This window comes from Arsenicicoccus sp. UBA7492, from assembly GCF_002479615.1.
GTDB classification, from domain to species: Bacteria; Actinomycetota; Actinomycetes; order Actinomycetales; family Dermatophilaceae; genus Arsenicicoccus; species Arsenicicoccus bolidensis.
Genome location: NZ_DLOE01000058.1, coordinates 1 through 20,584, shown reverse-complemented (window position 1 = coordinate 20,584; position 20,584 = coordinate 1). Strand labels below are relative to the sequence as shown.

Sequence of the window (20,584 nt, the reverse complement as noted above, 5' to 3'; positions counted from 1 at the left end):
GGTAAAGGCATCGACCGGCCGTCGTTCGCCAGGCTGATGCCTTTACCCGCGGCGGGTCTGCGAGTCCGAGGTCAGAGGACGCCGTGCCAACGCAGCACGCGCTCCAGGCCGGCCACGCCCGCGGCATACGGCTTGTGCACCGCCCGGATCCCGGCGGCCCGGGCCCCGACGACGTTGGGCCACGTGTCGTCGACGAACAGCACGCGGTCCCGCTGGACGCGCAGGTCGCGGACGATGTGGTCGAAGTAGGCCGGGTCCGGCTTCTTGACCCCGAGCTCGTAGGAGTAGTAGCCGCCGTCGAGCTCGTCGTAGAGCTTGCCGCCGCGCATGATCTCCGCTCGCATCCACTGCTGGTTGGTCGCGAGATAGCACCGCACGCCCCGCGCCTGCACCTGCCGGACGAGCTCGAGCGCCGACTCCTCGGCGGTGATCTCGGACCACGCCCCGAAGAACTGGTCGGGGGTGATGGCCGACCCGTCCTCGCGGAGCATCTGGGCGACCGCCTCGGGGAAGCCCTCGCGGCGGCGGCCGTCGAGGAACGGCGCCTCGACCTCGAGCAGGCGCTCGATCCCGGGCCAGGTGGGATCGCCGAGGATGGCGGAGGCCCACCTCCTCGGCATGTACTGCAGCACGCCGTCGGCGTCGAGCAGCAGGACCTCGATGGGGTTGCCCTGCGGCATACGGCTCAGGACTCCTTGGGCGCGACGGCGGACGTGTCCAGCGAGGCCTTGTCGAACGCGGCCTTGTCGGACGCGGGCTTCTTGACGGCGTCGATCCCGGCCTCCTTGCGCTGCTCCGGCGTGATGGGGGCGGGCGCGTCGGTCAGCGGGTCGTAGCCGCCACCCGACTTGGGGAAGGCGATGACGTCGCGGATCGAGTCGTAGCCGCCGAGCAGCATGACGATCCGGTCCCAGCCGAAGGCGATGCCGCCGTGCGGCGGTGCGCCGTAGGCGAAGGCGTCGAGCAGGAAGCCGAACTTCTCCTGCGCCTCCTCCTGTGACAGGCCCATGACCTTGAAGACCCGCTCCTGCACGTCGCGACGGTGGATACGGATGGACCCGCCGCCGAGCTCGTTGCCGTTGCAGACCATGTCGTAGGCGTAGGCGAGCGCCGGGCCGGGGTCGGTGTCGAAGGTGTCGAGGAACTCGGCCTTGGGCGAGGTGAACGCGTGGTGCACCGCGGTCCAGGCTCCTCCGCCGACGGCGACGTCACCGGCGGCCTCGGCGTCCGCGGTCGGCTCGAACAGGGGCGCGTCGTTGACCCACAGGAAGCTCCAGGCCGACTCGTCGATCAGGTCGCAGCGCCGCCCGATCTCGAGGCGCGCGGCCCCGAGCAGGGCGCGGGAGGACTTGGTCGCCCCCGCGGCGAAGAAGATGCAGTCGCCGGGCTGGGCGCCGACGTGCGCGGCCAGGCCCGCCCGCTCGGTGTCGGTGAGGTTCTTGGCGACCGGTCCGCCCAGCTCGCCGTCGGCGCCGACGAGGACGTAGGCGAGCCCGCGCGCGCCGCGCTGCTTGGCCCACTCCTGCCAGGCGTCGAGCTGCTTGCGGGGCTGCGAGGCGCCACCGGGCATGACGACGGCGCCGACATACTCCGCCTGGAACACCCGGAAGGTGGTGTCGGATAAGAACTCCGTGCACTCGACCAGCTCGTTGCCGAAGCGCATGTCGGGCTTGTCCGAGCCGAACCGGCGCATCGCCTCGGCGTAGGTCATGCGGGGGAAGGGCGTGGGTAGGTCGACGCCGATCAACGCCCAGATCTCCTTGGCGAGCGCCTCGCCGAGCTCGAGGACGTCCTCCTCCTGCACGAAGCTCATCTCGATGTCCAGCTGGGTGAACTCCGGCTGGCGGTCGGCGCGGAAGTCCTCGTCGCGGTAGCAGCGGGCGATCTGGTAGTAGCGCTCCATGCCGGCGACCATGAGCAGCTGCTTGAACAGCTGCGGCGACTGGGGCAGGGCGTACCAGCTGCCGGGGGCGAGGCGGGCGGGCACGAGGAAGTCGCGGGCGCCCTCGGGGGTCGAGCGCGTCAGCGTCGGCGTCTCGATCTCGACGAAGTCGCGCTCGTCGAGGACGCGGCGGGCCGCGGCCGACACCTTGGAGCGCAGGCGCAGCGCGGCACCGGCGGACCTCCCGGGGCGACGCAGGTCGAGGTAGCGGTGCTTGAGGCGCGCCTCCTCGCCGACGGTCACGCGCTCGTCGATCTGGAACGGCAGCGGCGCAGAGGGGTTGAGCACCTCGATCTCGCTGGCCACGACCTCGATCTCGCCGGTGGGCAGGTCGGTGTTGGCGTTGCCCTCGGGCCGCTCGCGCACCTCGCCGACGATCTTGACGACGTACTCGTTGCGCAGCTCGTGCGCGTCCCCGGCCGCCAGGACCTCGTCACGGACGACGACCTGGGCGACGCCGCTCGCGTCGCGCAGATCCAGGAACGCCACTCCACCGTGATCGCGCCGACGGGCGACCCAGCCCGTGAGCGTGACGGTCTGTCCGGAGTGGCTGGCACGCAGGGTGCCGGCCTCGTGGCTACGAAGCACGATCATTCCTTTGTCTCGTGGAGAGGTGGTCTCGTGGGTGGTGGTCCCGGTGGTGCGCCGCGGCTGGCGACGCACCCGGCCATCCTACGGACTCACGTGCTCCCGGCTAAACGACAATGGGCCGTATGCCGTCCGCGCCCACCGCCATCACCCCCGCCGTCCTGCGCCGGACGGTGCTCGTCGTGGCCGCCCTCAACCTCGCGTACTTCGTCGTCGAGGCGGGGGTCGCGCTCATCATCGGGTCGGTGTCGCTGTTCGCCGACTCGGTGGACTTCCTGGAGGACACCGCGGTCAACCTGCTGATCGCCCTCGCGCTCGGCTGGTCGCTGCACGCCCGGTCGCTCGCGGGCCGGGCCATGGCGGCGATCATCTGCGTGCCGGCCCTCGCCGCCGCGTGGCAGGCGTTCACGAAGGTGTCGGACCCGCAGGCGCCTGACGTCCGCGCCCTGGTGCTCACGGCGGGCGGCGCGATCGTCGTCAACGGCCTGTGCACGTGGGTCCTGGCTCGGATCCGCCACCACGGCGGGTCGATGACGACGGCGGCCTTCCTGGCGGCGCGCAACGACGTCGTCGTCAACGCCGCGATCATCGTCATGGGCCTGGTGACCTGGTGGACGGGCTCGGGCTGGCCGGACATCGTGCTCGGCCTGGTGATCGTGGTGGTCAACGTGACCGCGGCCCGCGAGGTGTGGGAGCTCGCGGAGGAGGAGCGGCTGGCGGCGAAGGCCCTCGCCGGGGAGGTCGACTGAGGCTCAGGGCTTCTCGGGCTTCTCGGGCTTCTCGGGCTTCTCGGGCTTCTCGGGCTTCTCGGGCTTCTCGAGGTCGAGGATGGCGGCGGCAGCCGCGACGCAGGCCTCGTCGATCCACGGGGGCAGCGGCATACCGCTCCCGATGAACGGCCGGACCAGGCCGTAGGGACACTGGCGGACGGCCAGCGCCATGACCTGCTCGAGGTGGTCCTCGCGCCTGCCGTAGAACGCCGCGGCCTGCTCCCGGCCCAGCTCCCGCACCTCGTCGTTGAGCGTGCGCACCTCGTCCTCGAGGTGCGCGGGCGGCGCGGCGAGCAGCTGCCGCTGGCGGTAGAGCGTCATCGCGAGCGCCACGTCGGGATGGTCGCGGCACCAGCGCGGGATGTGGATCGCCTGCGCCAGCAAGGCTTCTCGCGGGTCGTCGATCTCGCGCGTGGCCAGCAGCCCGACGTGGAAGGCCCGGATCGACCGCAGCCACAGCGCGACGAACAGGTGCTCGCGCGACGCGTAGCGGTGGTAGATCGACCCCATCGGGGCCCCGACCTCCTGGGCCACCTGCGCCAGGGTCGCCGAGGTGCCATGGGCCGCAACGGCTCTCAGGGCGCCGTCGAGCAGGTCCTCGGTCGTGAACTTCGCGGGTCTTGCCATGGCTGCATCCTAGGCCTAGTTTTAGATCATGTTCACTAGAACCGGAGTTCTAGAAAACTCCTCGCCCCTGGCCACCGCGCTGCCCGACGCGGAGTTCGTCGAGCACCACGACATCATCGTCGCCGCCACCCCCGACCGCGTCTGGGACGCCCTCCTCGCCACCCGCTGGGCCGACCTCCTGATCGCCCGGCCGCTCATCGCCGTGCGCAGCGGCGGGCGGCTCGACGTCGGCGACGACCTCCTCACCGACCCGCGCGGCCCCGGCCGACCGACCCACCTCGAGCCACCGAGCTACTACTCCAGCGGGATGGTCGGACGCCCCTGGGAGCCCCGCGCGGACGCACAGCGCCCCATCGAGTCCCTCGACGAGCTGCGGGAGTTCGCCGAGCCGGGGTGGCTCCGCTATGGCATGGACTTCCGCCTGACCCCGTTGCCCGGCGGTCGCACCCACCTCGAGACGACCACCCGCTCCGACGCGACGGACGACGTCGCCCGGCGACGCTTCCGGGCCTACTGGACCGTCATCGCGCCGTTCTCGGGGCTGCTCCGGCGCGACATCCTGCGGGCCGTCGCCCGCCGCGCGGAGCGCCCGAGCCCGTGAGCACGCGGCACCCGCCGCAGCGCTGGGCCATGGTCGTCGCCTGGGCGGCCTTCCTGTCCACCCTCCCCTCGGCCGTATGCCGCCTGCTGATGCTCCACGGGGTCCTGCCAGGCACGGCGGACCTGCAGCGCCTGCACGCCGGCGAGGAGGGCTACGTGTGGGGACTGAGCATCGTCCAGGTCCTCGCCGGGGTGCTCGCCCTCGGTCTCGTCCAGGGGTGGGGCGAGCGGGTGGGCGCCGTCCGCATCGCGTGCTACCTGCCGATCCTGCTCTGGGGTCCGTTGCTGCTGGCCGCGGTGGCGGGATACCGGCAGCGTCGGCGAGGCTAGGGCCATGGAGCCCCGCATCTCACTGGTCACGCTCGGCGTCAGCGACCTGGCCCGCTCGACCGCGTTCTACTCGACCTGGCTCGGCGTCGCCCCGGCCAGCGACCACGACGACGTCACCTTCTTCGCGACCGGCGGCACGCGGCTGTCGCTCTGCGGCTACGAGGCGCTGGCGGACGACGTCGGCCCGGGGTTCGCCGACCAGCAGCGCTCGCGCTTCCCCGGGATCACGCTGGCGCACAACTGTCGCGAGCGCCACGAGGTGGACGAGGTGGTCGCCGCGGCGGAGTCGGCGGGCGGCACCGTCGTCAAGCCGCCAGCCGAGGCCTTCTGGGGCGGCTACTCCGGCTACGTCGCCGACCCGGACGGCTACCTGTGGGAGATCGCCTGGGGGGCCTTCCCGATCGCCGACGACGGCCAGCTGACGCTCGGCTGACCGCGAGACCGACGCCGGGCGTGCGCCGTCAGTCGCGGAAGTCGCCGTCGACGTAGACCCAGCGCCCGAGCACCCGCCGGAACCGGCTGATCTCGTGCAGGACGTGCCGGCGTCCGCCCACGACGGAGTGCGCGCGGTACTCCACGGTGTCGCCCTCGGCGCGGACGACGTCCAGCCCCGCCCACTCGCGGTCGGTGTCGAGCCGCAGGTCGCCCGGACGGGTCGCCGGGTCCCAGGTCTGCAGCAGGTGCTCCGCGTCCCCCACCACGAACGCGCTGTAGCGCGAGCGCATCAGCTCCTCGGGGGTGCTCGCCTGGCGGCGGCCGACGTGCAGCGGGCGGCAGCAGTCGGCATACGGCCGGCCCGACCCGCAGGGGCACTCCTGCGGGGACGGACGGGACGGTATGCCGAAGGCCCCGCCGCTCATCGGTGGGCCGGGTGCTCGGGCCAGGGGCTGTCGACCGGGCGCAGCGAGGACCAGCCGCCCGCACGCGAGGCGTGGGCCGCGAGGATCCCGAGGCACGCGGACGGGTTGTGCAGGCGTCCGGCCAGCACCGCGGCGTGCGCCTCGTCGAGCGAGACCCAGGCGGTCGGCATGCCGAGCTCCTCGCCCTCGCGGTCGTGGCGCTCGTCCTCGGGCACGTCGGACAGGTCGCGCGCGAGATAGATGCGGATCGCCTCGTCGTTGCCGCCAGGGGTGGTCCAGTAGTCGATGAGCACGTCCCACCGCTCGGCGCGCAGGTCCGCCTCCTCGAGCAGCTCGCGGGACGCGGCCACGGCGGGGTCCTCCCCCTCGACGTCGAGCAGCCCGGCCGGGATCTCCCAGTCCAGGGCCCGCACGGGGTGGCGGTACTGCTGGATCAGCACGACGCGGTCCTCGGCGTCCAGCGCCACGATCGCGACCGCGCCGGGGTGGCGCAGGAACTCCCGGCGCACCTCCCCCGCCTCACCGAGGTCCGCGGTCTCCGACACGAGGTCGAAGACATAGCCCTCGTGCAAGACGCGCGACTCCAGGACGGGGCGCGGCTCGATGCGGTCGGCGATGTCGTCCCCGCCGACGACCGGGGTGCCGCGGAAACCGTTGTCCGACATACGTCCTCAGCCCTTGTCGGAGGCGCGGCGGCGCGGCGCTGACGGTGCCGAGGCCTCCGAGGAGGTGGCGGCAGCCTCCGACGGCACGGCGCCCTGCTGCTCCAGGGCCGCCTCGACCAGACCGGCGAAGAGCGGGTGCGCGCGGTGCGGGCGGGACTTGAACTCCGGGTGCGCCTGCGTGGAGACGTAGTAGGGGTGGACCTCGCGGGGGAGCTCGACGAACTCCACGAGGGTGCCGTCGGGCGAGGTGCCGGAGAAGACGAGCCCGGCCTCCTCGAGCTGCGCGCGGTAGGCGTTGTTGACCTCGTAGCGGTGCCGGTGGCGCTCGCTGGCCTTGGTCGTGGCGTACGCCCCGGCCACCACGGAGCCCTTGGCGAGCTTGGCGGGGTAGGCGCCCAGGCGCATCGTGCCGCCGAGGTCGCCCGCGCCCTCGACGAAGGCCTTCTGCTCGGCCATCGTCGCGATGACGGGGGCCGGGGTCTCGGGGTCGAACTCGGAGGACGAGGCGCCCTCGATGCCGGCGACGTTGCGCGCGTGCTCGATCACCATGCACTGCAGCCCGAGGCAGATGCCCAGCGTCGGGACCTTGTGCTCTCGGGCCCAGCGCAGCGCGCCAAGCTTGCCCTCGATCCCGCGCACGCCGAAGCCCCCGGGCACGAGCACCGCGTCGACCCCGCCGAGCGCCTGCTGGGCACCCTCGGGGGTCTCGCAGGTGTCGGAGGCCACCCAGCGGATGGCGACGCGGGCGTCGTGGTGGAAGCCGCCGGCGCGCAGCGCTTCCGTCACCGACAGGTAGGCGTCGGGCAGGTCGATGTACTTGCCGACGAGCGCGATCTCCACCTCGTGAGCAGGCTCGTGGACGCGGCGCAGCAGCTGGTCCCAGTCCTTCCAGCTCACGTCGCGGAACTTCAGCCCGAGCCGGCGGATGACATAGGCGTCGAGCTGCTCGCGGTGGACGACCTTGGGGATGTCATAGATGGAGGGGGCGTCGACGCAGGCGCACACGCCCTCGGCGTCGACGTCGCACATGAGCGAGATCTTCTTCTTGATGCCCTCGGGGATCTCGCGGTCGGCCCGCAGCACCAGTCCGTCGGGCTGGATGCCGACCTGGCGCAGCGCGGCGACGGAGTGCTGCGTGGGCTTGGTCTTGAGCTCTCCGCTGGGGGCGAGGTAGGGCACGAGCGACACGTGGAGGAAGAAGCTGCTGTCGCGGCCGATCTCGTGGCGGACCTGGCGGGCGGCCTCGAGGAAGGGCAGCGACTCGATGTCGCCGACGGTCCCGCCGATCTCGGTGATGATGATGTCCGGCGCGTCCTTGCCCAGCGTCGCGGGCTCGCGCATCCGGTCCTTGATCTCGTTGGTGATGTGCGGGATCACCTGGACCGTGTCGCCGAGGTACTCCCCGCGACGCTCCTTGGCCAGCACGTTGTTGTAGACCTGGCCGGTCGTGACGTTGGCGCGCCCGACGAGGTTGACGTCGAGGAAGCGCTCGTAGTGACCGATGTCCAGGTCGGTCTCGGCCCCGTCCTCGGTGACGAAGACCTCGCCGTGCTGGAAGGGGTTCATCGTGCCGGGGTCGACGTTGATGTAGGGGTCGAGCTTCTGCATCGTCACGCGCAGACCACGAGCGCGGAGCAGATGTCCGAGGCTGGAGGCCGTGAGCCCCTTGCCGAGCGAAGAGGCAACGCCTCCGGTCACGAAGATGTGCTTGGTGTCCACCACGGAGTTCGATGGTACGTCATCATTCCGTGACCTCGGGACGACAGGCCGTATGACGACCGCCGGCGTCTCAGCGGCGGGTGTCCTCGACGCACAGGGAGTACTGCGACAGGGCGGCGTCGATCGCGTCGTCCTGCGTGGGCAGCGCCTCGGCCCGGGCCAGGGCACGCGCCCGCAGGTCCTCGCGCTCGGCGGGGTCCTGCGCCACGCGCGCCACCGCGTCCGCGAGCGCCTCGGCGTCGCCGACGGGGACCAGCACGCCGGCCGACCCGACCACCGCCGCGGTGCCGCCCGCGTCGGTCGCGACGATGGCGGCGCCGGCCTCCAGCGCCTCCTGCAGGGCCAGCGGCTGCCCCTCCCAGTTGGCGGAGCTGACGACGAGGTCGGCGGCGGCGAGCAGGTCCGGCACGTCGCGGCGGTCACCGAGCAGCCGCACGGGCAGGTCGCGCTCGGCGATGTCGGTCTCGAGGTCGTGCCGCATCGGGCCCTCGCCGGCGATGACGAAGCGGATCCCGCTGTCCTTGAGCCGGGCGGCCGCGTCGAGCAGGACGGGCAGCCCCTTCTGCGTGGTGAGGCGGGCCACGACGACGGCGAGGGTGGTGCCGTCGTCGACGCCGAGCTGCTGCCGCACGGTGGCCCGGTCGGTGCGCGCCCCGGAGAACGCGGGCGCCGGGATGACGGCGTGCTCGACCCGGCGGGCGCCGAGCTCGCGCTGGCGCTCCTCGAGGTCACGGCTGACCGTGAGGACCAGGTCGGCCTTGCTGGCGACGAGCCGGTCGAGGGTGTTGTAGACCCCGCCGAGCCAGGAGCTGTCGGGCGTGGCGTTGTGCAGGGTCACGATCAGCGGGGCCAGGTGGCCGGTGCGGGCCAGGGAGCACAGGGCCCCGGCGCGGAGCCCGTGCGCGTGGACGACGTCCGCACCGTCGATGAGGGCCCGCAGCGTCTGGTGGGCGCGCAGGTCGTTGGCGGGGTGCGGCCGGTCCGAGATGGGCAGGTGGACGACGCGGGCACCGGTGGAGCTGTAGTCGAACAGCTCGTCGGCCGACTGCGGGCACCCGACCATCACGTCGTGCCCACGGGCGACGAGACCCTGGACGAGTCCGTGGACGTGCCGCCCCATGCCGCCGGAGCTCGTACCCATGACCAGGAGGATGCGCATGGCAGTAGTTCACCACGAACGGGGATCAACCGCCCCGACGAACCGCCCCCCGGACAGCGCCGACGAGCGACCGCACGCCCGCGCGATCGGTGACCGCGGCGACACCCACCCAGACGGCGAGCGCGACCGCCCCGCTCACGAGACCGAGGGCGACGTGCCCGGCGACGTGCCCGGCGACGCCACCGGCGCCTGACATGCCTGCGGTGGGCCACCAGCCGGCGACGAGCCGCCCGGCGACACCGGCCAGCGGTATGGCGAGGACGGCGCCGGCCACACCCCTGGACAGCCCGGCGGTGGCCCCGGCCCCCCAGGCCTGACGCACGGCCACGAGCAGCCCCAGCCCCGCCAGCGTCATCCCGATGCTGCTCGCCACCCCGAGGGCGGTGATCGTGGACGCCGCGGTCGCGTCCCCGGCGGTGAGGGCGAACGGCACGAGAGCCGCCACGGCCCACCCGGCCGCCGCCCAGCCGGCGGCGACGGACGGGCGCCCACGGACGTAGAGCGCGCGGGTCAGGAGCGCGACCAGGCCGTAGCCGAGCAGCCCCGGCGCGAACGCGGTCAGGCCGAGGTCGACAGTGGTCACGAGGTCGGGCCCCTGGCCGTGGTGCCGGCCGGCGTCGATGGCGGCGAAGAACCGCCCGACCGCGGGTGCGGCCGCCACGAGGACGGCGGCCCCGAGCGAGCCCGACAGCGCCACCACGCGCACCGAGCGCGACAGGCGGGCGGAGACCTCGGGAGCGACCGGCGCGCGCTCTCCCCCACCCTGCGTCAGCGAGGGGAACACCGCCGTCGCCACCGGCACGGCGAGCACGGCGTAGGGCAGGACGTAGACCGCCTGGACGTACTGGTAGACGTTGAGCACGCCCGTCCCGCCGCGGTGGTCGGCGATCCACACGGTCGCCAGCACGGCGGCCTGCTGGGCGAGCAGGGCGACGATCCCGGCGGCGGCGAGCCGGCGCACCCGGCGCCCCGCACCGTCGGGCAGCCGCAGGGTCGGGCGCAGCCGAGCACCGCTGCGCCACAAGGGGATCAGCAGCGGCAGGCTCAGCGTCACCACCCCGAGCGTCGTGCCGCCCGCGAGCGCCACCAGGGCCCCGTCCGGCAGCGTCGCGCCCGTGGCGCCGGGGGGCGCCATACGGCCGTAGGCGACGTAGGCGCCGATGACGACGAGGCTGGACAGCAGGGGGACGAGGGCGGGCCAGGCGAACCGCCGGCGGGCCTGCAGGGCTCCCGCCGCGACGACGCCGATGCCGTAGAGCGGGATCTGCGGGGCGAACCACCACAGCATCCGCGTGGCCAGCTCCCGCTGCAACGCGCACGCCTCGTCCGGCAGCAGGAAGCCCGCGACGGGATCCGCCACGAGGGCCAGGACGACGGCGAGGGGCACCAGGATCACGCAGGCCCAGCCCAGCAGGGCCGAGACGACCTGGTCGGCGCGCTCGTGGTCGTCGTCCGCGAGGTAGCCGGCCACGACGGGCACCGCGACCGCCGCCAGGGCTCCCCCGGCGGCGACCTCGTAGAGGACGTTGGGCACGGTGTTGGCGGCGGAGTAGGCCGTGCCGACGCACCCCGCCCCGACCTGGCCGGAGAAGGTCAGCCACCGGCCGAACCCCACGATCCGCGCCAGCAGGGTCAGGACGGCGATCAGTCCGCTGGCCGCCGCGATCCCCCGCACCGCGCGGGCGCTCACGTGGCGCGGCCCCACGCGTCGACGGCGCGCAGCACCGGGCTCGCCTCGATCACAGCGGTGAAGCTCACCCGCTCGCTGGCCAGCACCAGACCGGTCAGTATGGCGAGCGCCGCGGCCCTCCCGGGGAGCCGGCACCCGGCGACCACCGCCGTGCCGAGCAGCGCCCCGGCGGCGTTGGCCCCCGTGTCGCCCAGCATCGAGCGCCCGGCGAGGTCGTCCGGGAGCAGACCGAGGGAGGCGCCGACGGCCGCGCTCGCGAGGGTCGCGGCGTCGCGGGTGCGAGCTGGAGGGCCGACCTGGTCACGGCCGGGGCCGAGCGTCGCGGTGAGCGGCGCGGTCAGCAGGACGACCTTGAGGGCTCGCCCGGGCCGCAGGTCGAAGAGGTTGACGAGGTTGGCGGCACCCGCGACGACGGCCCCACCGACGAGGAGCCCGAGCAGCTCGGCGGCCCCCGGACGAGCGCTCCCCCACCGCGGCCGGTCGATGAGGGCGGTGGCGAGGACACCGGTGGCGGCCAGGCCGACGATCTTGACCACGCCGGTGGTCGGCTCGCCACGACGCAGCGCGGCGAGGTGGCCCCGCAGACCCTTGACCGCGGTGCTGCCGACGTGGTCGTCGAGGGCGCCCAGCGACGCTGCGGCCGTGGTGGCGAGCAGCCCTGCGCGGGCGGCCGGCGATCGGTGGATCGCGAGCGGGACGACCGCGCCCAGGGCCCAGGCGGGGCCCTCGAGGAGGGTGACCGTCCGGCCGGCGTGGTTGGTGCGGTCCCACACCGCGCGGCCCAGCGGCGGGCGGCGGGCGCCGAGCCGCGCGGCCGCCCGGGCGGCGACGGCGGCCGCGAGGGCGGCCGCGACGCCCGAGGTGACGACGCTCATCGACTCACCGGCCGAGGTCGGGGATGACGGACTCGGCGTCGGAGCCGATGCCGTAGCGACCGGCACCACCCTGCTGCTGGGCCGCCAGGGCGACGGCGGTGGCGACCTGACCCATGGCGCGGTCGGCGTCGTCGACCGTGGAGACGGCGGCTGCCGCGGCTCGGTCGGCGCGAACCCCGCTCACCACGGCAGCGGCGCTGAGGTTGTCCGCGTCGTCGGTCGGGCGGGTCGGCGAGACGAGCACGGAGCCGTTGGAGACGGCGTCGGCGCCCCGGACGAGCCGGGCATAGGCCTGCATCTGGGGCCCGGTGCCCGCGGCGGGGTTGGCGACCATGGGGGCGGCCACCGTCACGAGGAGGGTGGCCCCGGTCGGGTCCTCGCCGCGCACGCTGAGCAGACCCTTGCCGCGCAGCACCTCGAGGGCCTGACGGGCCCGGGACTCCTCGACCTGGCCCCGGTCCTGGACCGGCCCGGTGAGGGCGGCCCGTCCCAGCACGGTGCCGGGCAGCAGTCCCTCGCCGACGGCGCGCGTGTCGATCTGCAGGGCCTCGGCGGCCTGGCGGACCGTGGCCGTGAGCTCGCCGGCCGAGGCCGGACGGGTCCACTCGTCGCTCAGCCGGACGACGGAGGCCACGGTGGCGCCGGACTCGGTCAGGGCGGCCTGCACCCCGCTCACGACCTGCTCGTCCGCGCCGGCGGCGGCCACGACGACGACCCGTCGGTCGGCGAGGCGACCGGCCAGGACCACCGGGCGGCTGGCAGCGGCATAGCTCTCGCCCGCCGCCACGGATCGGCGGGCGGTGGTCAGCTCCCCGTTGAGCGCGGCCTTGTCCTCGCGCAGCTTGGTGATCTCGGAGGTCAACGTCGTGCCGATGTCCTCCTTGAGGGGACCCGCGCCCAGCACGATCCCCACGGCCAGGGCCATGAAGATCGCGATGACGGAGACGAGGTGGTAGCGGAAGTCGATCACGTGAGGAGCCCCCCGAGCCAGGAGATGAGGTCGTCCAACCGGGCCATGACCGCCTGCAGCATGGCCTGGCCACCGGGGGTCACCGACAGGGCGACGCCGAGGGCGAGCAGCCCGGCGAGGACGAGGAGGACGAGCGAGGCGCTCGAGATGCGGGTGCGATAGAGCCGGGACACGCCCTTGGCGTCCACGAGCTTGCCGCCCACCCGCAGACGGGTGAGGAAGGTGCTGGCCATCCCCTCGCGCCCCTTGTCGAGGAACTCGACGAGCGTCGCGTGCGTGCCGACCGCCACGATCAGCGTCGCCCCGGCGTCGTCGGCGAGGAGCATGGCGATGTCCTCGCTCGTGCCGGTCGCGGGGAACACGACGGGGGTCAGCCCGAGTGCCCGGACCCGGTCGAGACCGGGGGCCCGGCCGTCGCGGTAGGCGTGGACGACGATCTCCGCCCCGCTCGTGAGGGCGTGGTCGCTGACGGAGTCCATGTCGCCGACGATCAGGTCGGGCCGGTGACCCAGCTCGAGCAGGGCGTCGGCCCCGCCGTCGACCGCGATCAGGACGGGGCGGTACTCCTTGATGTAGTGCTGGAGGGCCCGCAGGTCCTCCTTGTAGTGGTAGCCGCGGACGACCACGAGCACGTGCCGGCCGTCGATGGCCGTGGCGATGTCGGGGATCCCGACCCCGTCCAGGAGCAGCGCGCGCTCCTTCTTGAGGTACTCCATCGTGTTGGCCGCGAAGGCCTCGAGCTGGTTGGACAGGCCGATGCGGGCGAGGGTCTGGGCCGCCTCGATGCTCTCGGCGCTCTGCAGGTGACCGGTCGCGACGCTGCGGCCGTCGACCACGAGGCTGGCGTCGACGAGCTCGCCGACGGCGCCCTCTTTGACCTGCATGACCTCGGGACCGAGGGCGTCGACGTGCGGGATCCCGGCGTCGAGCAGGATCTGCGGGCCGAGGTTGGGATAGCGCCCGGTGGTCGAGCGGGCGGCGTTGAGCACCGCCGCCGGACGGCAGGCGACGAGGGCCTCCGCGCTCACCCGGTCGATGTCGGCGTGGTCGATGACCGCGATGTCCCCGGGCCGCAGGCGCTTGGTGAGGTCCTTGGTGCGACGGTCGACACGGACCGCGTGCGTGTCGGCCGTCGGCTCCTCGGGGAGGGATCGACGGAAGCGGGGAAGCTGGGACATCGCCACCCATCGTGCCACGGCCCGTGGGGCGTCGCCCCCGCCCACGCCGGGCCCGGCCGCCCTGGGAGCCTGCAGGGATCGACGGCGGCTCAGGTGTGATCCACCGAGATCGCGCGGCGCGCCTGGGCGCTGTCGAGCAGCTGCTGGGCGTGCTCGACGGCGGCGTCGCTCTCGTCGCCGCTCATCATCCGCGCCAGCTCCCGCACCCGCTCGTCCCCCGTGACCTCGACGACCCCGCTCGCCGCGACCTGGCCGTCGTCGGCCTTGCGGACGACGAGGTGGCGGTCGGCATAGGCGGCGACCTGGGCCAGGTGGGTCACGACGATGACCTGGGCCTCGCGAGCCAGCTCGGCCAGGCGGGCACCGACCTCGACCCCGGCCTTGCCCCCGATCCCGGCGTCGACCTCGTCGAAGACGAAGGTGGGGACCGTGGAGGAACCCCCGCCGTGCGTCACCACCTCGATGGCCAGCATCACGCGGGACAGCTCACCCCCGGAGGCGGCCCGCGTCACGGTGCGCGGCGGCGCTCCGGCGTTGGCCGCGAGCGCGATGTCGACCTCGTCGATCCCGTTGCGGGAGTAGCGCACCCGGTCGCCAGAGGGCAGCTCCAGGCCGCGCTCGTGGGGCTGGGTGGTGACCCCGACGACGAGGCGGGCGCGGGGCATCGACAACCGACCCAGCTCGGCGGTGACGGCGGCACCGAGCCGCTCCGCGGCGGTGGACCGGGCGTCGTGCAGGGCCGCACCGGCCGCGCCGAGCCGAGGCGTGAGCTCGGCCAGGCGCGCCTCGATCTCCTCGATGCGCGCGTCGTCCCCCTCGAGCGTGAGCAGCGTGCGGCTGGCGTCCTGGGCCCAGGCGAGGACCTCGTCGACCGTCTCGCCGTACTTGCGCTGGAGCCGGGTGAGCTCGGCCCGGCGCTCCTGCACCCAGGACAGCCGGGCGGGGTCGACCTCGACGTCGGTGAGGTAGCCCGCGACGTCGGTCGTGAGGTCGGAGGCGACATAGCTCAGCTCGGCGAGCCGGCGGTGCAGGTCGGCCAGCGCCGGGTCGTGACCCGTCCACGGCTCGAGGGCCGACACCGCCTCGCCGAGGGACGCCAGCGCCCCGCCCGAGGCACCGTCCCAGGCGCTGTCGTCCCCGGCCAGCAGCACGTGAGCGCGGGACGCCCCGTCCCGCAGGGCGTCCGCGTGGGACAGGCGGTCGTCCTCGGCCCGCAGCTCCTCGTCCTCGCCCGGCTGCGGGTCCACGGCCTCGATCTCCTCGAGGGCCACGCGCAGGCCGTCGGCCTTGCGGGCGCGCTCGCGAGCCGCCGACCGCAGCTGGTCGGCCTCCGCCACGAGCGCGTGGTGCTCGTCATACAGGCGCTGGAAGTCCTCGACGAGTCGCGCCACGTCGGGGTCGAACCCGTCGAGGACCACCCGATGCTCCTCGGCGCTGCGCAGGCGCCACTGGTCGGCCTGCCCGTGCACCGCGACGAGTCGCTCCCCCACCTCGGACAGCGTGCTGATCGGCACCGACCGGCCGCCGAGGTAGGCGCGCGACCGCCCCTGGGCCGCGACGTTGCGCGCGAGGATGAGCCCCTCGGTGACATCGGCCCCGGCCTCCGCGGCGCGCACGAGCGCCGGGTGGTCGGCGCCGAGGTCGGCGAAGCCCTCGACGCTGGTGCGGTCGGCACCGGTGCGCACGAGGTCGCTGTCGGCCCGGCCGCCGAGCAGCAGCCCGAGGCCGGTCACGACCATGGTCTTGCCCGCGCCCGTCTCGCCGGTGACGACGTTGAGGCCGGGAGCCAGGTCCAGGACCGCCTCGTCGATCACGCCGAGACCGCGGATCGTGATGTCACGCAGCATGGGTCACTGCTCCCTCACGCGGCCCTGGCCGCGCCAGCCCACGATGGACAGGTCGAACTTGCGCACCAGCCGGTCGGTGAACGGTGCGGTCGCCAGGCGGGCCAGGCGCACGGGCGTCTGCCCGCGGCACACCTCGACCCGGGCGCCCCGCGGCAGGTCCACGGTGCGGCGCCCGTCGCACCACAGGACCCCGGTGGCCTCCTGGTCGGGCAGGAGCTCGACGGCGACCTTGGCGGACGGGCTCAGGACGAGGGGCCGCGCAAAGAGGGCGTGGGCCGACAGCGGGACGACGAGGATGGCCTCGACGGTGGGCCACACCACGGGGCCGCCCGCCGAGAAGGCGTAGGCGGTCGATCCGGTGGGCGTCGCCATGACCACCCCGTCGCAGCCCCACGTGGACAGGGGGCGACCGTCGATCTCCATGGCCAGCTCGAGCATCCGCTGGCGAGAGGCCTTCTCGACGGTGGCCTCGTTGAGCGCCCAGGTGCGCTGGACCTCGTCATCGCCCTGCCGCACGACGACGTCCAGCGTGAGGCGCTCCTCCACGACGTAGTCGCGGTGGACGATGCGCTCGACCACGTCGGGGAAGTGCTCCCGCTCCGCCTCCGCGAGGAAGCCGACGTGGCCGAGGTTGACCCCGAGCACCGGGGTGCCGTGCGCACGCGCCAGCTCGGCGCCGCGCAGGATGGTGCCGTCGCCACCGAGCACGCAGACGAGCTCGCAGCCGGCCGCCTCGTCCTCGCCGGCGGGCTCGACGACGTCGTCCAGCCGCTGCGCGAAGCCTCGGAGGTCGGCAGCGTTGATCACGGACGTGACGCCGGCCTCGCGCAGCCGCTCGGCCAGCGAGCGCGCCAGGTCGAGGGCGTCGGGACGACGGTGGTGGACGACCAGCAGGACGCGGCGGCTCACGGGTGCTCTCCTCGATCGGTCTGCTGGGTCTCGGTCTGCGTTGCGTGGTCCGACTGCGCCGGATCGTCCGGCTGCGCGAGATGGTCCGGCTGTGCGAGATCCGACTGCGCCGGATCGTCCGCCTGCGTCAGACGGTCGTGCGGCACGGTCGACACCGAGGCGCGCCCCGAGGTCAGCTCCTCGGCCCGGGCACGCCACGGCGCCAGGGAGGGCGCCGTGGACGACCTCACGCACCACAGAAGGTACTCGTCGTTGCCGTCCGTGCCGCGCAAGGGGCTCTGCGCCAGGCCTCGCGGCGCCAGGCCGGCGGCGGACAACGACTCCAGCACCGCCACCACCGCGTCGCGGCGGTGGCCGGCGTCGCGGACGACCCCGCCCTTGCCGAGGCGCGTGCGACCCACCTCGAACTGGGGCTTGACCAGGGCCACGACGTCACCGCCCGGCTGGACGAGGTCGGCGAGGCGCTCGGCCACCAGGGTCAGCGAGATGAAGCTCAGGTCCGTCACCAGCAGCGCGAACGGTCCCCCGACGTCCTGCGGACCCACGTCACGCACCGAGGTGCCGCTGCGCTCGTCCACGCGTGGGTCACCGGCGAGGGACGGGTCCAGCTGGCCGTGGCCCACGTCGAGCGCGCACACGGACGCCGCACCGCGCTCGAGCAGCACCTGGGTGAAGCCGCCCGTGCTGGCACCGACGTCGATGCAGCGACGTCCGCGCACCTCCACCTCGGGAAAGGCCTCGAGGGCACCCAGCAGCTTGTGCGCAGCCCGGCTGACCCAGGGGTCGATCTCGCCCGCGACCTGCACGCTGTCCTGCTGCGCGACGGGATGGGCGGCCTTGCGGACCTCGCGGCCGGCCACGCTGACCCGCCCCGCGTCCACGAGCTCTCGCGCCTGGCCGCGCGATCGCGCGAGACCACGGCGCACCAGCTCCGCGTCCAACCGGGTCACGCTCACGCCCCGCTGACCCCGGACAGGCGGCCTTGCAGGACGTCATGGACGTGCTGCGCCGCCTCGATCTGGGCCTGCGGGTCGTCGCCGCCGGCCGCCTCGTCCAGGACGCGCAGGGCCGTGTCGATCGCCGGATCGCGCCCGTCGGGCCCCGCGCCCATCGCGGCCGGGCTCGGCGCAGCAGGGCTCGGCGCAGCAGGGCTCGGCGCAGCAGGGCTCGGCGCAGCAGGGCTCGGCGCAGCAGGGCTCGGCGCAGCAGGGCTCGGCGCAGCAGGGCTCGGTGCTGTCGCCGCCGCCTCCTGGGGCGCGGAGCTCGCGGCCGACGGTGCGGAGGTCCCCGGGGACTCGGTCATGGCGCTCCTTCGCTGGTCGTCCTGCTCACCCTAGCCGTGGGGTCCGACAGCCTCCGGGAGGCGTCCGTCATCACCGGGGGTCGAGCGCGTCCAAGGCCTCGAGCATCGGGGCAGGCAGCGGTATGCCGACCCGCCCGTCATCGCGAGCCGCCCACGTCGCGGCGACGGCGGCACGCGCGCGTTCGACGACGGCGCCCCCGTCGACGACCAGGGTCGCGTCGTCCCCGCGACCGGACACCGTGGCGCGAGCGTCTCCGCACACCGCGACGACATCGTCGCCGTCGACGCTGTCAACGTCCACGCTGCCCTGGCCGTCCACACTGTCCTGGCCGACCTCGCTGGCCTCGCTGCCCTGGCCGGCTCGGCCCGAGACGGCGACCTCGACGCCGGCATACGGCTCCCGCAGCGCGCGCAGGTCGAGGCCGAGATAGGTGGGCCGGAGCTGCTCGTCCGCGCTCGCGAGGGCCACCAGGCCGTCGACGCCGGTGAGCACGTGCAGGCTCTGCATGCCGGCGGCGTTGGCGCCCTCGATGTCGGTGTCGAGGCGGTCGCCGATGGCGAGCATGCTCGTGACGTCCCCACCGGCGCGCTCCGCGCACATGAGGTACAGCGGTGGGTGCGGCTTGCCCGCGACCTGCGGCTCGCGCTGCACGGCGTTGCCGACCGCCTGGACCGCCGAGCCGTTGCCCGGGGCGATCCCCCGCTCCGTGGGGATGGTGAGATCAACGTTGGTGGCCATCCACGTCGCGCCCGCAGCAACGGCGTAGGCCGCCTCCTTGAGGTCGGACCAGCTGAGCTCCGTGCCGTAGCCCTGCAGGACGGCCACGACCCGGCCGGCCACGGCGGGATCGTCGATGCGGTCCTGGGGGCTGACCGGGTCGAGCCCGGCCTGACGCAACGCGATCGCCACGCCCGGGCCCCCGATGGCGAGGACGGTGGAGCCCGGATCCAGCTGCTCGGCCAGCAGCGCGGCACCGGCCTGGGCGCTGGTCACGACGTGGTCGGCGTTGGTGTGCACGCCGAGCTCGGCCAGGTGCTCGACCACGGCGTCGGCGGGCCGGCCGGCGTTGTTGGTGGCGTACATCACCTGCAGGCCGTCGGCCACCGCGGCGTCGAGCGCGTCAGCGGCATGGGCGACGGGGTCGGGACCGCGGTAGACCACGCCGTCGAGGTCGACGACCAGGCCACGGAAGCCGTCGACGAGGGGGTGGTCAGGCACGGGAGCCCTCCCCTGCGGTGTCGCCGCCGTCCGCCTCGTCGTCCTCGCCCTCGAGCAGGTCGGTGAGGGTGTAGCCCTCGAGCTCGGCGAGCCGCTCGTCGGCATCGGTCTCGGCCTCGTGGTCGGCGGAGGCTGACCGCTGGAACCACTCGATGGCGCCGGCCTCGTCACCGAGGGCCAGCAGCGCGTCGGCGTAGGCGTAGGCGAGCCGGGTGTACCACGGCTTGTTCATCCCCTGCCGCAGCGCGGGGACCTCCAGCTCCACCTTGGCGGCGTCCAGCTGGCCGAGGTCGCGCCGGATCCCGGAGACCACGATGAGCAGCTCGATCCGGTCCTCCTGCGGCAGGGCACCGGCCTCAGGGCTCTGAGCGAGCTGCAGCGCCTTCTCCGGGCGGCCGAGGGCACGCTCGCAGTCCACCATGAACGGCAGGAGGTGGTGGGAGCCGGACAGGCGTCGCGCCGCGCGGAACTCGTTGAGCGCCTTGGCCCAGTCCTCCCGCCGGTAGTGCACCAGGCCGAGCGCCTCACGGGCCGCCGGCACGCGTCCGGCCCGGCGCACGGCCGTCTCCGCGTGAGCGAGTGCGCCGTCCTCGTCGATGTCCAGGAGACGCGCAGCCATCACCAGGTGCTGGCCGACGCCCTCGGCGTTCTCCTTGCTGAGGGTGCGCAGCTGGTTCTTGACGGCTCGGTCCAGCTCGAAGCCCGTCACGTCCTCGTGGATCGCCGGCTCGGGCAGCCGCCCCTGGGTGGGGACGAGACGCGAGCCTCCGCGCTGCTCGGGCGCTGCCGCCTGTCCCTCACGACGGCTGTCACGCGAGCCCTGACCACCGCGCTGGGCGTGGCCCCGCCGCTCTCCACCCTCACGGTTCGGCCGTCCGCCACCACCATCACGCTGGTACGGGCGTCGCTCGCCACCACCGGAGCGGTCCGGCCGACGCTCACCATCACGCTGGTACGGGCGCCGCTCACCGTCTCGCTGCTGGTAGGGCCGACGCTCGCCCCCCTCACGGTTCGGACGCCCGCCACCGCCATCACGCTGGTAGGGGCGGCGCTCCCCACCGCGGGGACCTGACTCTCGACGGGGCTGGTCCCGGTCGCTCTCATGGGCGTTGTCGGTCACGGTCCTTCTCCTCCACGTCGCCGGCGGGTGCCGGGCAGGTCACTATGCAGCTGGTTCACGATCCAGTATGCCGCAGCCGCGCACCTCGACGAGGCTGTGCGCTGGGATACCGGTTCTGGACGCAGAAAAGCCCCGGACCTGGTGGTCCGGGGCTTCCCCACAATGTTTGTCCGGCGGCGTCCTACTCTCCCACACCGTCACCAGTGCAGTACC

At 73.9% G+C, this 20,584-nt stretch carries 22 protein-coding genes; 5 read left to right on the top strand and 17 right to left on the bottom strand.

Annotated elements, in window-relative coordinates; translation table 11 throughout:
• Positions 1-71: 71 nt before the first annotated feature.
• Together B4E97_RS17410 and aspS are read right to left on the bottom strand one after the other, a co-directional pair.
• A complete protein-coding gene (locus tag B4E97_RS17410; protein WP_239265878.1) occupies positions 72-680 on the bottom strand; it encodes an HAD family hydrolase in 609 nt (202 codons plus the stop codon).
• Positions 681-685: 5 nt separating this feature from the next.
• A complete protein-coding gene (aspS, locus tag B4E97_RS17405) occupies positions 686-2,530 on the bottom strand; it encodes an aspartate--tRNA ligase (RefSeq protein WP_286960983.1) in 1,845 nt (614 codons plus the stop codon).
• A gap of 125 nt (positions 2,531-2,655) precedes the next feature.
• Here aspS and B4E97_RS17400 point away from each other — a divergent pair, with 125 nt between their 5' ends.
• Entirely contained in the window at positions 2,656-3,279 is a 624-nt protein-coding gene (locus tag B4E97_RS17400) for a cation transporter (RefSeq protein ID WP_286960982.1), read from the top strand.
• Positions 3,280-3,282: 3 nt separating this feature from the next.
• On the opposite strand, the gene B4E97_RS17395 is transcribed toward B4E97_RS17400, so the two are convergent.
• A complete protein-coding gene (locus B4E97_RS17395; RefSeq protein WP_286960980.1) occupies positions 3,283-3,927 on the bottom strand; it encodes a TetR/AcrR family transcriptional regulator in 645 nt (214 codons plus the stop codon).
• 28 nt (positions 3,928-3,955) lie between these two features.
• Here B4E97_RS17395 and B4E97_RS17390 point away from each other — a divergent pair, with 28 nt between their 5' ends.
• From B4E97_RS17390 to B4E97_RS17380, 3 genes are read left to right on the top strand one after another with little or no spacing between them, the layout of a single operon-like run.
• The gene (locus B4E97_RS17390) at positions 3,956-4,528 is read left to right on the top strand and encodes a hypothetical protein (RefSeq protein ID WP_286960979.1); all 573 of its coding nucleotides are present in this window, start codon (positions 3,956-3,958) and stop codon (positions 4,526-4,528) included.
• Entirely contained in the window at positions 4,525-4,857 is a 333-nt protein-coding gene (locus B4E97_RS17385) for a hypothetical protein (protein WP_286960977.1), read from the top strand. The genes B4E97_RS17390 and B4E97_RS17385 overlap by 4 nt, the downstream gene beginning before the upstream one ends.
• Positions 4,858-4,861: 4 nt before the next feature.
• Entirely contained in the window at positions 4,862-5,290 is a 429-nt protein-coding gene (locus B4E97_RS17380) for a VOC family protein (protein ID WP_286960975.1), read from the top strand.
• A gap of 28 nt (positions 5,291-5,318) precedes the next feature.
• Here the strand turns inward: B4E97_RS17380 and B4E97_RS17375 are convergent, their stop codons facing one another.
• The 14 genes from B4E97_RS17375 to B4E97_RS17310 form a co-directional block, all read right to left on the bottom strand.
• A complete protein-coding gene (locus tag B4E97_RS17375; RefSeq protein WP_286960973.1) occupies positions 5,319-5,717 on the bottom strand; it encodes a YchJ family protein in 399 nt (132 codons plus the stop codon).
• A complete protein-coding gene (locus B4E97_RS17370) occupies positions 5,714-6,382 on the bottom strand; it encodes an NUDIX domain-containing protein (RefSeq protein WP_239265894.1) in 669 nt (222 codons plus the stop codon). The genes B4E97_RS17375 and B4E97_RS17370 overlap by 4 nt, the downstream gene beginning before the upstream one ends.
• Positions 6,383-6,388: 6 nt before the next feature.
• Positions 6,389-8,104 carry a CTP synthase gene (locus tag B4E97_RS17365; RefSeq protein ID WP_286960972.1) on the bottom strand — a complete coding sequence of 572 codons (1,716 nt, stop codon included), beginning with the start codon at positions 8,102-8,104 and terminating at the stop codon, positions 6,389-6,391.
• 67 nt (positions 8,105-8,171) lie between these two features.
• The gene (locus tag B4E97_RS17360; RefSeq protein ID WP_286960971.1) at positions 8,172-9,260 is read right to left on the bottom strand and encodes a glycosyltransferase; all 1,089 of its coding nucleotides are present in this window, start codon (positions 9,258-9,260) and stop codon (positions 8,172-8,174) included.
• 25 nt (positions 9,261-9,285) lie between these two features.
• On the bottom strand, positions 9,286-10,950 hold the full coding sequence (murJ, locus tag B4E97_RS17355) for a murein biosynthesis integral membrane protein MurJ (protein WP_286960970.1): 1,665 nt from the start codon (positions 10,948-10,950) through the stop codon (positions 9,286-9,288).
• Positions 10,947-11,825 (bottom strand): hypothetical protein, encoded by an 879-nt coding sequence (locus B4E97_RS17350; RefSeq protein WP_286960968.1) that lies wholly within the window; start codon positions 11,823-11,825, stop codon positions 10,947-10,949. Before B4E97_RS17350 ends, murJ begins: the two co-directional genes overlap by 4 nt.
• 4 nt (positions 11,826-11,829) lie before the next feature.
• Complete coding sequence (locus tag B4E97_RS17345; RefSeq protein ID WP_286960966.1) at positions 11,830-12,795, bottom strand: copper transporter; 966 nt, start codon at positions 12,793-12,795, stop codon at positions 11,830-11,832.
• Entirely contained in the window at positions 12,792-13,973 is a 1,182-nt protein-coding gene (gene steA / locus B4E97_RS17340) for a putative cytokinetic ring protein SteA (protein ID WP_286960964.1), read from the bottom strand. Before steA ends, B4E97_RS17345 begins: the two co-directional genes overlap by 4 nt.
• Positions 13,974-14,062: 89 nt before the next feature.
• A complete protein-coding gene (recN, locus tag B4E97_RS17335; RefSeq protein ID WP_286960963.1) occupies positions 14,063-15,820 on the bottom strand; it encodes a DNA repair protein RecN in 1,758 nt (585 codons plus the stop codon).
• A 3-nt stretch (positions 15,821-15,823) separates the two neighbouring features.
• Positions 15,824-16,729: an NAD kinase gene (locus tag B4E97_RS17330; RefSeq protein WP_029210402.1), complete on the bottom strand. Its 906-nt coding sequence runs from the start codon at positions 16,727-16,729 to the stop codon at positions 15,824-15,826.
• Positions 16,726-17,679: a TlyA family RNA methyltransferase gene (locus B4E97_RS17325; protein ID WP_286960962.1), complete on the bottom strand. Its 954-nt coding sequence runs from the start codon at positions 17,677-17,679 to the stop codon at positions 16,726-16,728. The genes B4E97_RS17330 and B4E97_RS17325 overlap by 4 nt, the downstream gene beginning before the upstream one ends.
• A 2-nt stretch (positions 17,680-17,681) precedes the next feature.
• Positions 17,682-18,032, bottom strand: a complete 351-nt coding sequence (locus B4E97_RS17320; protein ID WP_286960961.1) for a hypothetical protein — start codon at positions 18,030-18,032, stop codon at positions 17,682-17,684.
• 70 nt (positions 18,033-18,102) lie between these two features.
• Positions 18,103-19,251, bottom strand: coding sequence for an HAD-IIA family hydrolase (locus B4E97_RS17315; protein WP_286960960.1), 1,149 nt, complete (start codon positions 19,249-19,251; stop codon positions 18,103-18,105).
• Positions 19,244-19,960, bottom strand: coding sequence for a hypothetical protein (locus tag B4E97_RS17310; RefSeq protein ID WP_239265911.1), 717 nt, complete (start codon positions 19,958-19,960; stop codon positions 19,244-19,246). The genes B4E97_RS17315 and B4E97_RS17310 overlap by 8 nt, the downstream gene beginning before the upstream one ends.
• A 6-nt stretch (positions 19,961-19,966) precedes the next feature.
• Here B4E97_RS17310 and B4E97_RS17305 point away from each other — a divergent pair, with 6 nt between their 5' ends.
• The gene (locus B4E97_RS17305) at positions 19,967-20,323 is read left to right on the top strand and encodes a hypothetical protein (protein ID WP_239265913.1); all 357 of its coding nucleotides are present in this window, start codon (positions 19,967-19,969) and stop codon (positions 20,321-20,323) included.
• Positions 20,324-20,584: the final 261 nt, after the last annotated feature.

Coding starts and splice junctions, on each gene's coding strand:
- B4E97_RS17375 (WP_286960973.1), bottom strand. CDS start 5,717: ATGAGCGGCGGGGCCTTCGGCATACCGTCCCGTCCGTCCCCGCAGGAG.
- B4E97_RS17380 (WP_286960975.1), top strand. CDS start 4,862: ATGGAGCCCCGCATCTCACTGGTCACGCTCGGCGTCAGCGACCTGGCC.
- B4E97_RS17360 (WP_286960971.1), bottom strand. CDS start 9,260: ATGCGCATCCTCCTGGTCATGGGTACGAGCTCCGGCGGCATGGGGCGG.
- B4E97_RS17370 (WP_239265894.1), bottom strand. CDS start 6,382: ATGTCGGACAACGGTTTCCGCGGCACCCCGGTCGTCGGCGGGGACGAC.
- B4E97_RS17395 (WP_286960980.1), bottom strand. CDS start 3,927: ATGGCAAGACCCGCGAAGTTCACGACCGAGGACCTGCTCGACGGCGCC.
- B4E97_RS17410 (WP_239265878.1), bottom strand. CDS start 680: ATGCCGCAGGGCAACCCCATCGAGGTCCTGCTGCTCGACGCCGACGGC.
- B4E97_RS17400 (WP_286960982.1), top strand. CDS start 2,656: ATGCCGTCCGCGCCCACCGCCATCACCCCCGCCGTCCTGCGCCGGACG.
- recN (WP_286960963.1), bottom strand. CDS start 15,820: ATGCTGCGTGACATCACGATCCGCGGTCTCGGCGTGATCGACGAGGCG.
- B4E97_RS17320 (WP_286960961.1), bottom strand. CDS start 18,032: ATGACCGAGTCCCCGGGGACCTCCGCACCGTCGGCCGCGAGCTCCGCG.
- B4E97_RS17350 (WP_286960968.1), bottom strand. CDS start 11,825: ATGAGCGTCGTCACCTCGGGCGTCGCGGCCGCCCTCGCGGCCGCCGTC.
- steA (WP_286960964.1), bottom strand. CDS start 13,973: ATGTCCCAGCTTCCCCGCTTCCGTCGATCCCTCCCCGAGGAGCCGACG.
- B4E97_RS17390 (WP_286960979.1), top strand. CDS start 3,956: ATGTTCACTAGAACCGGAGTTCTAGAAAACTCCTCGCCCCTGGCCACC.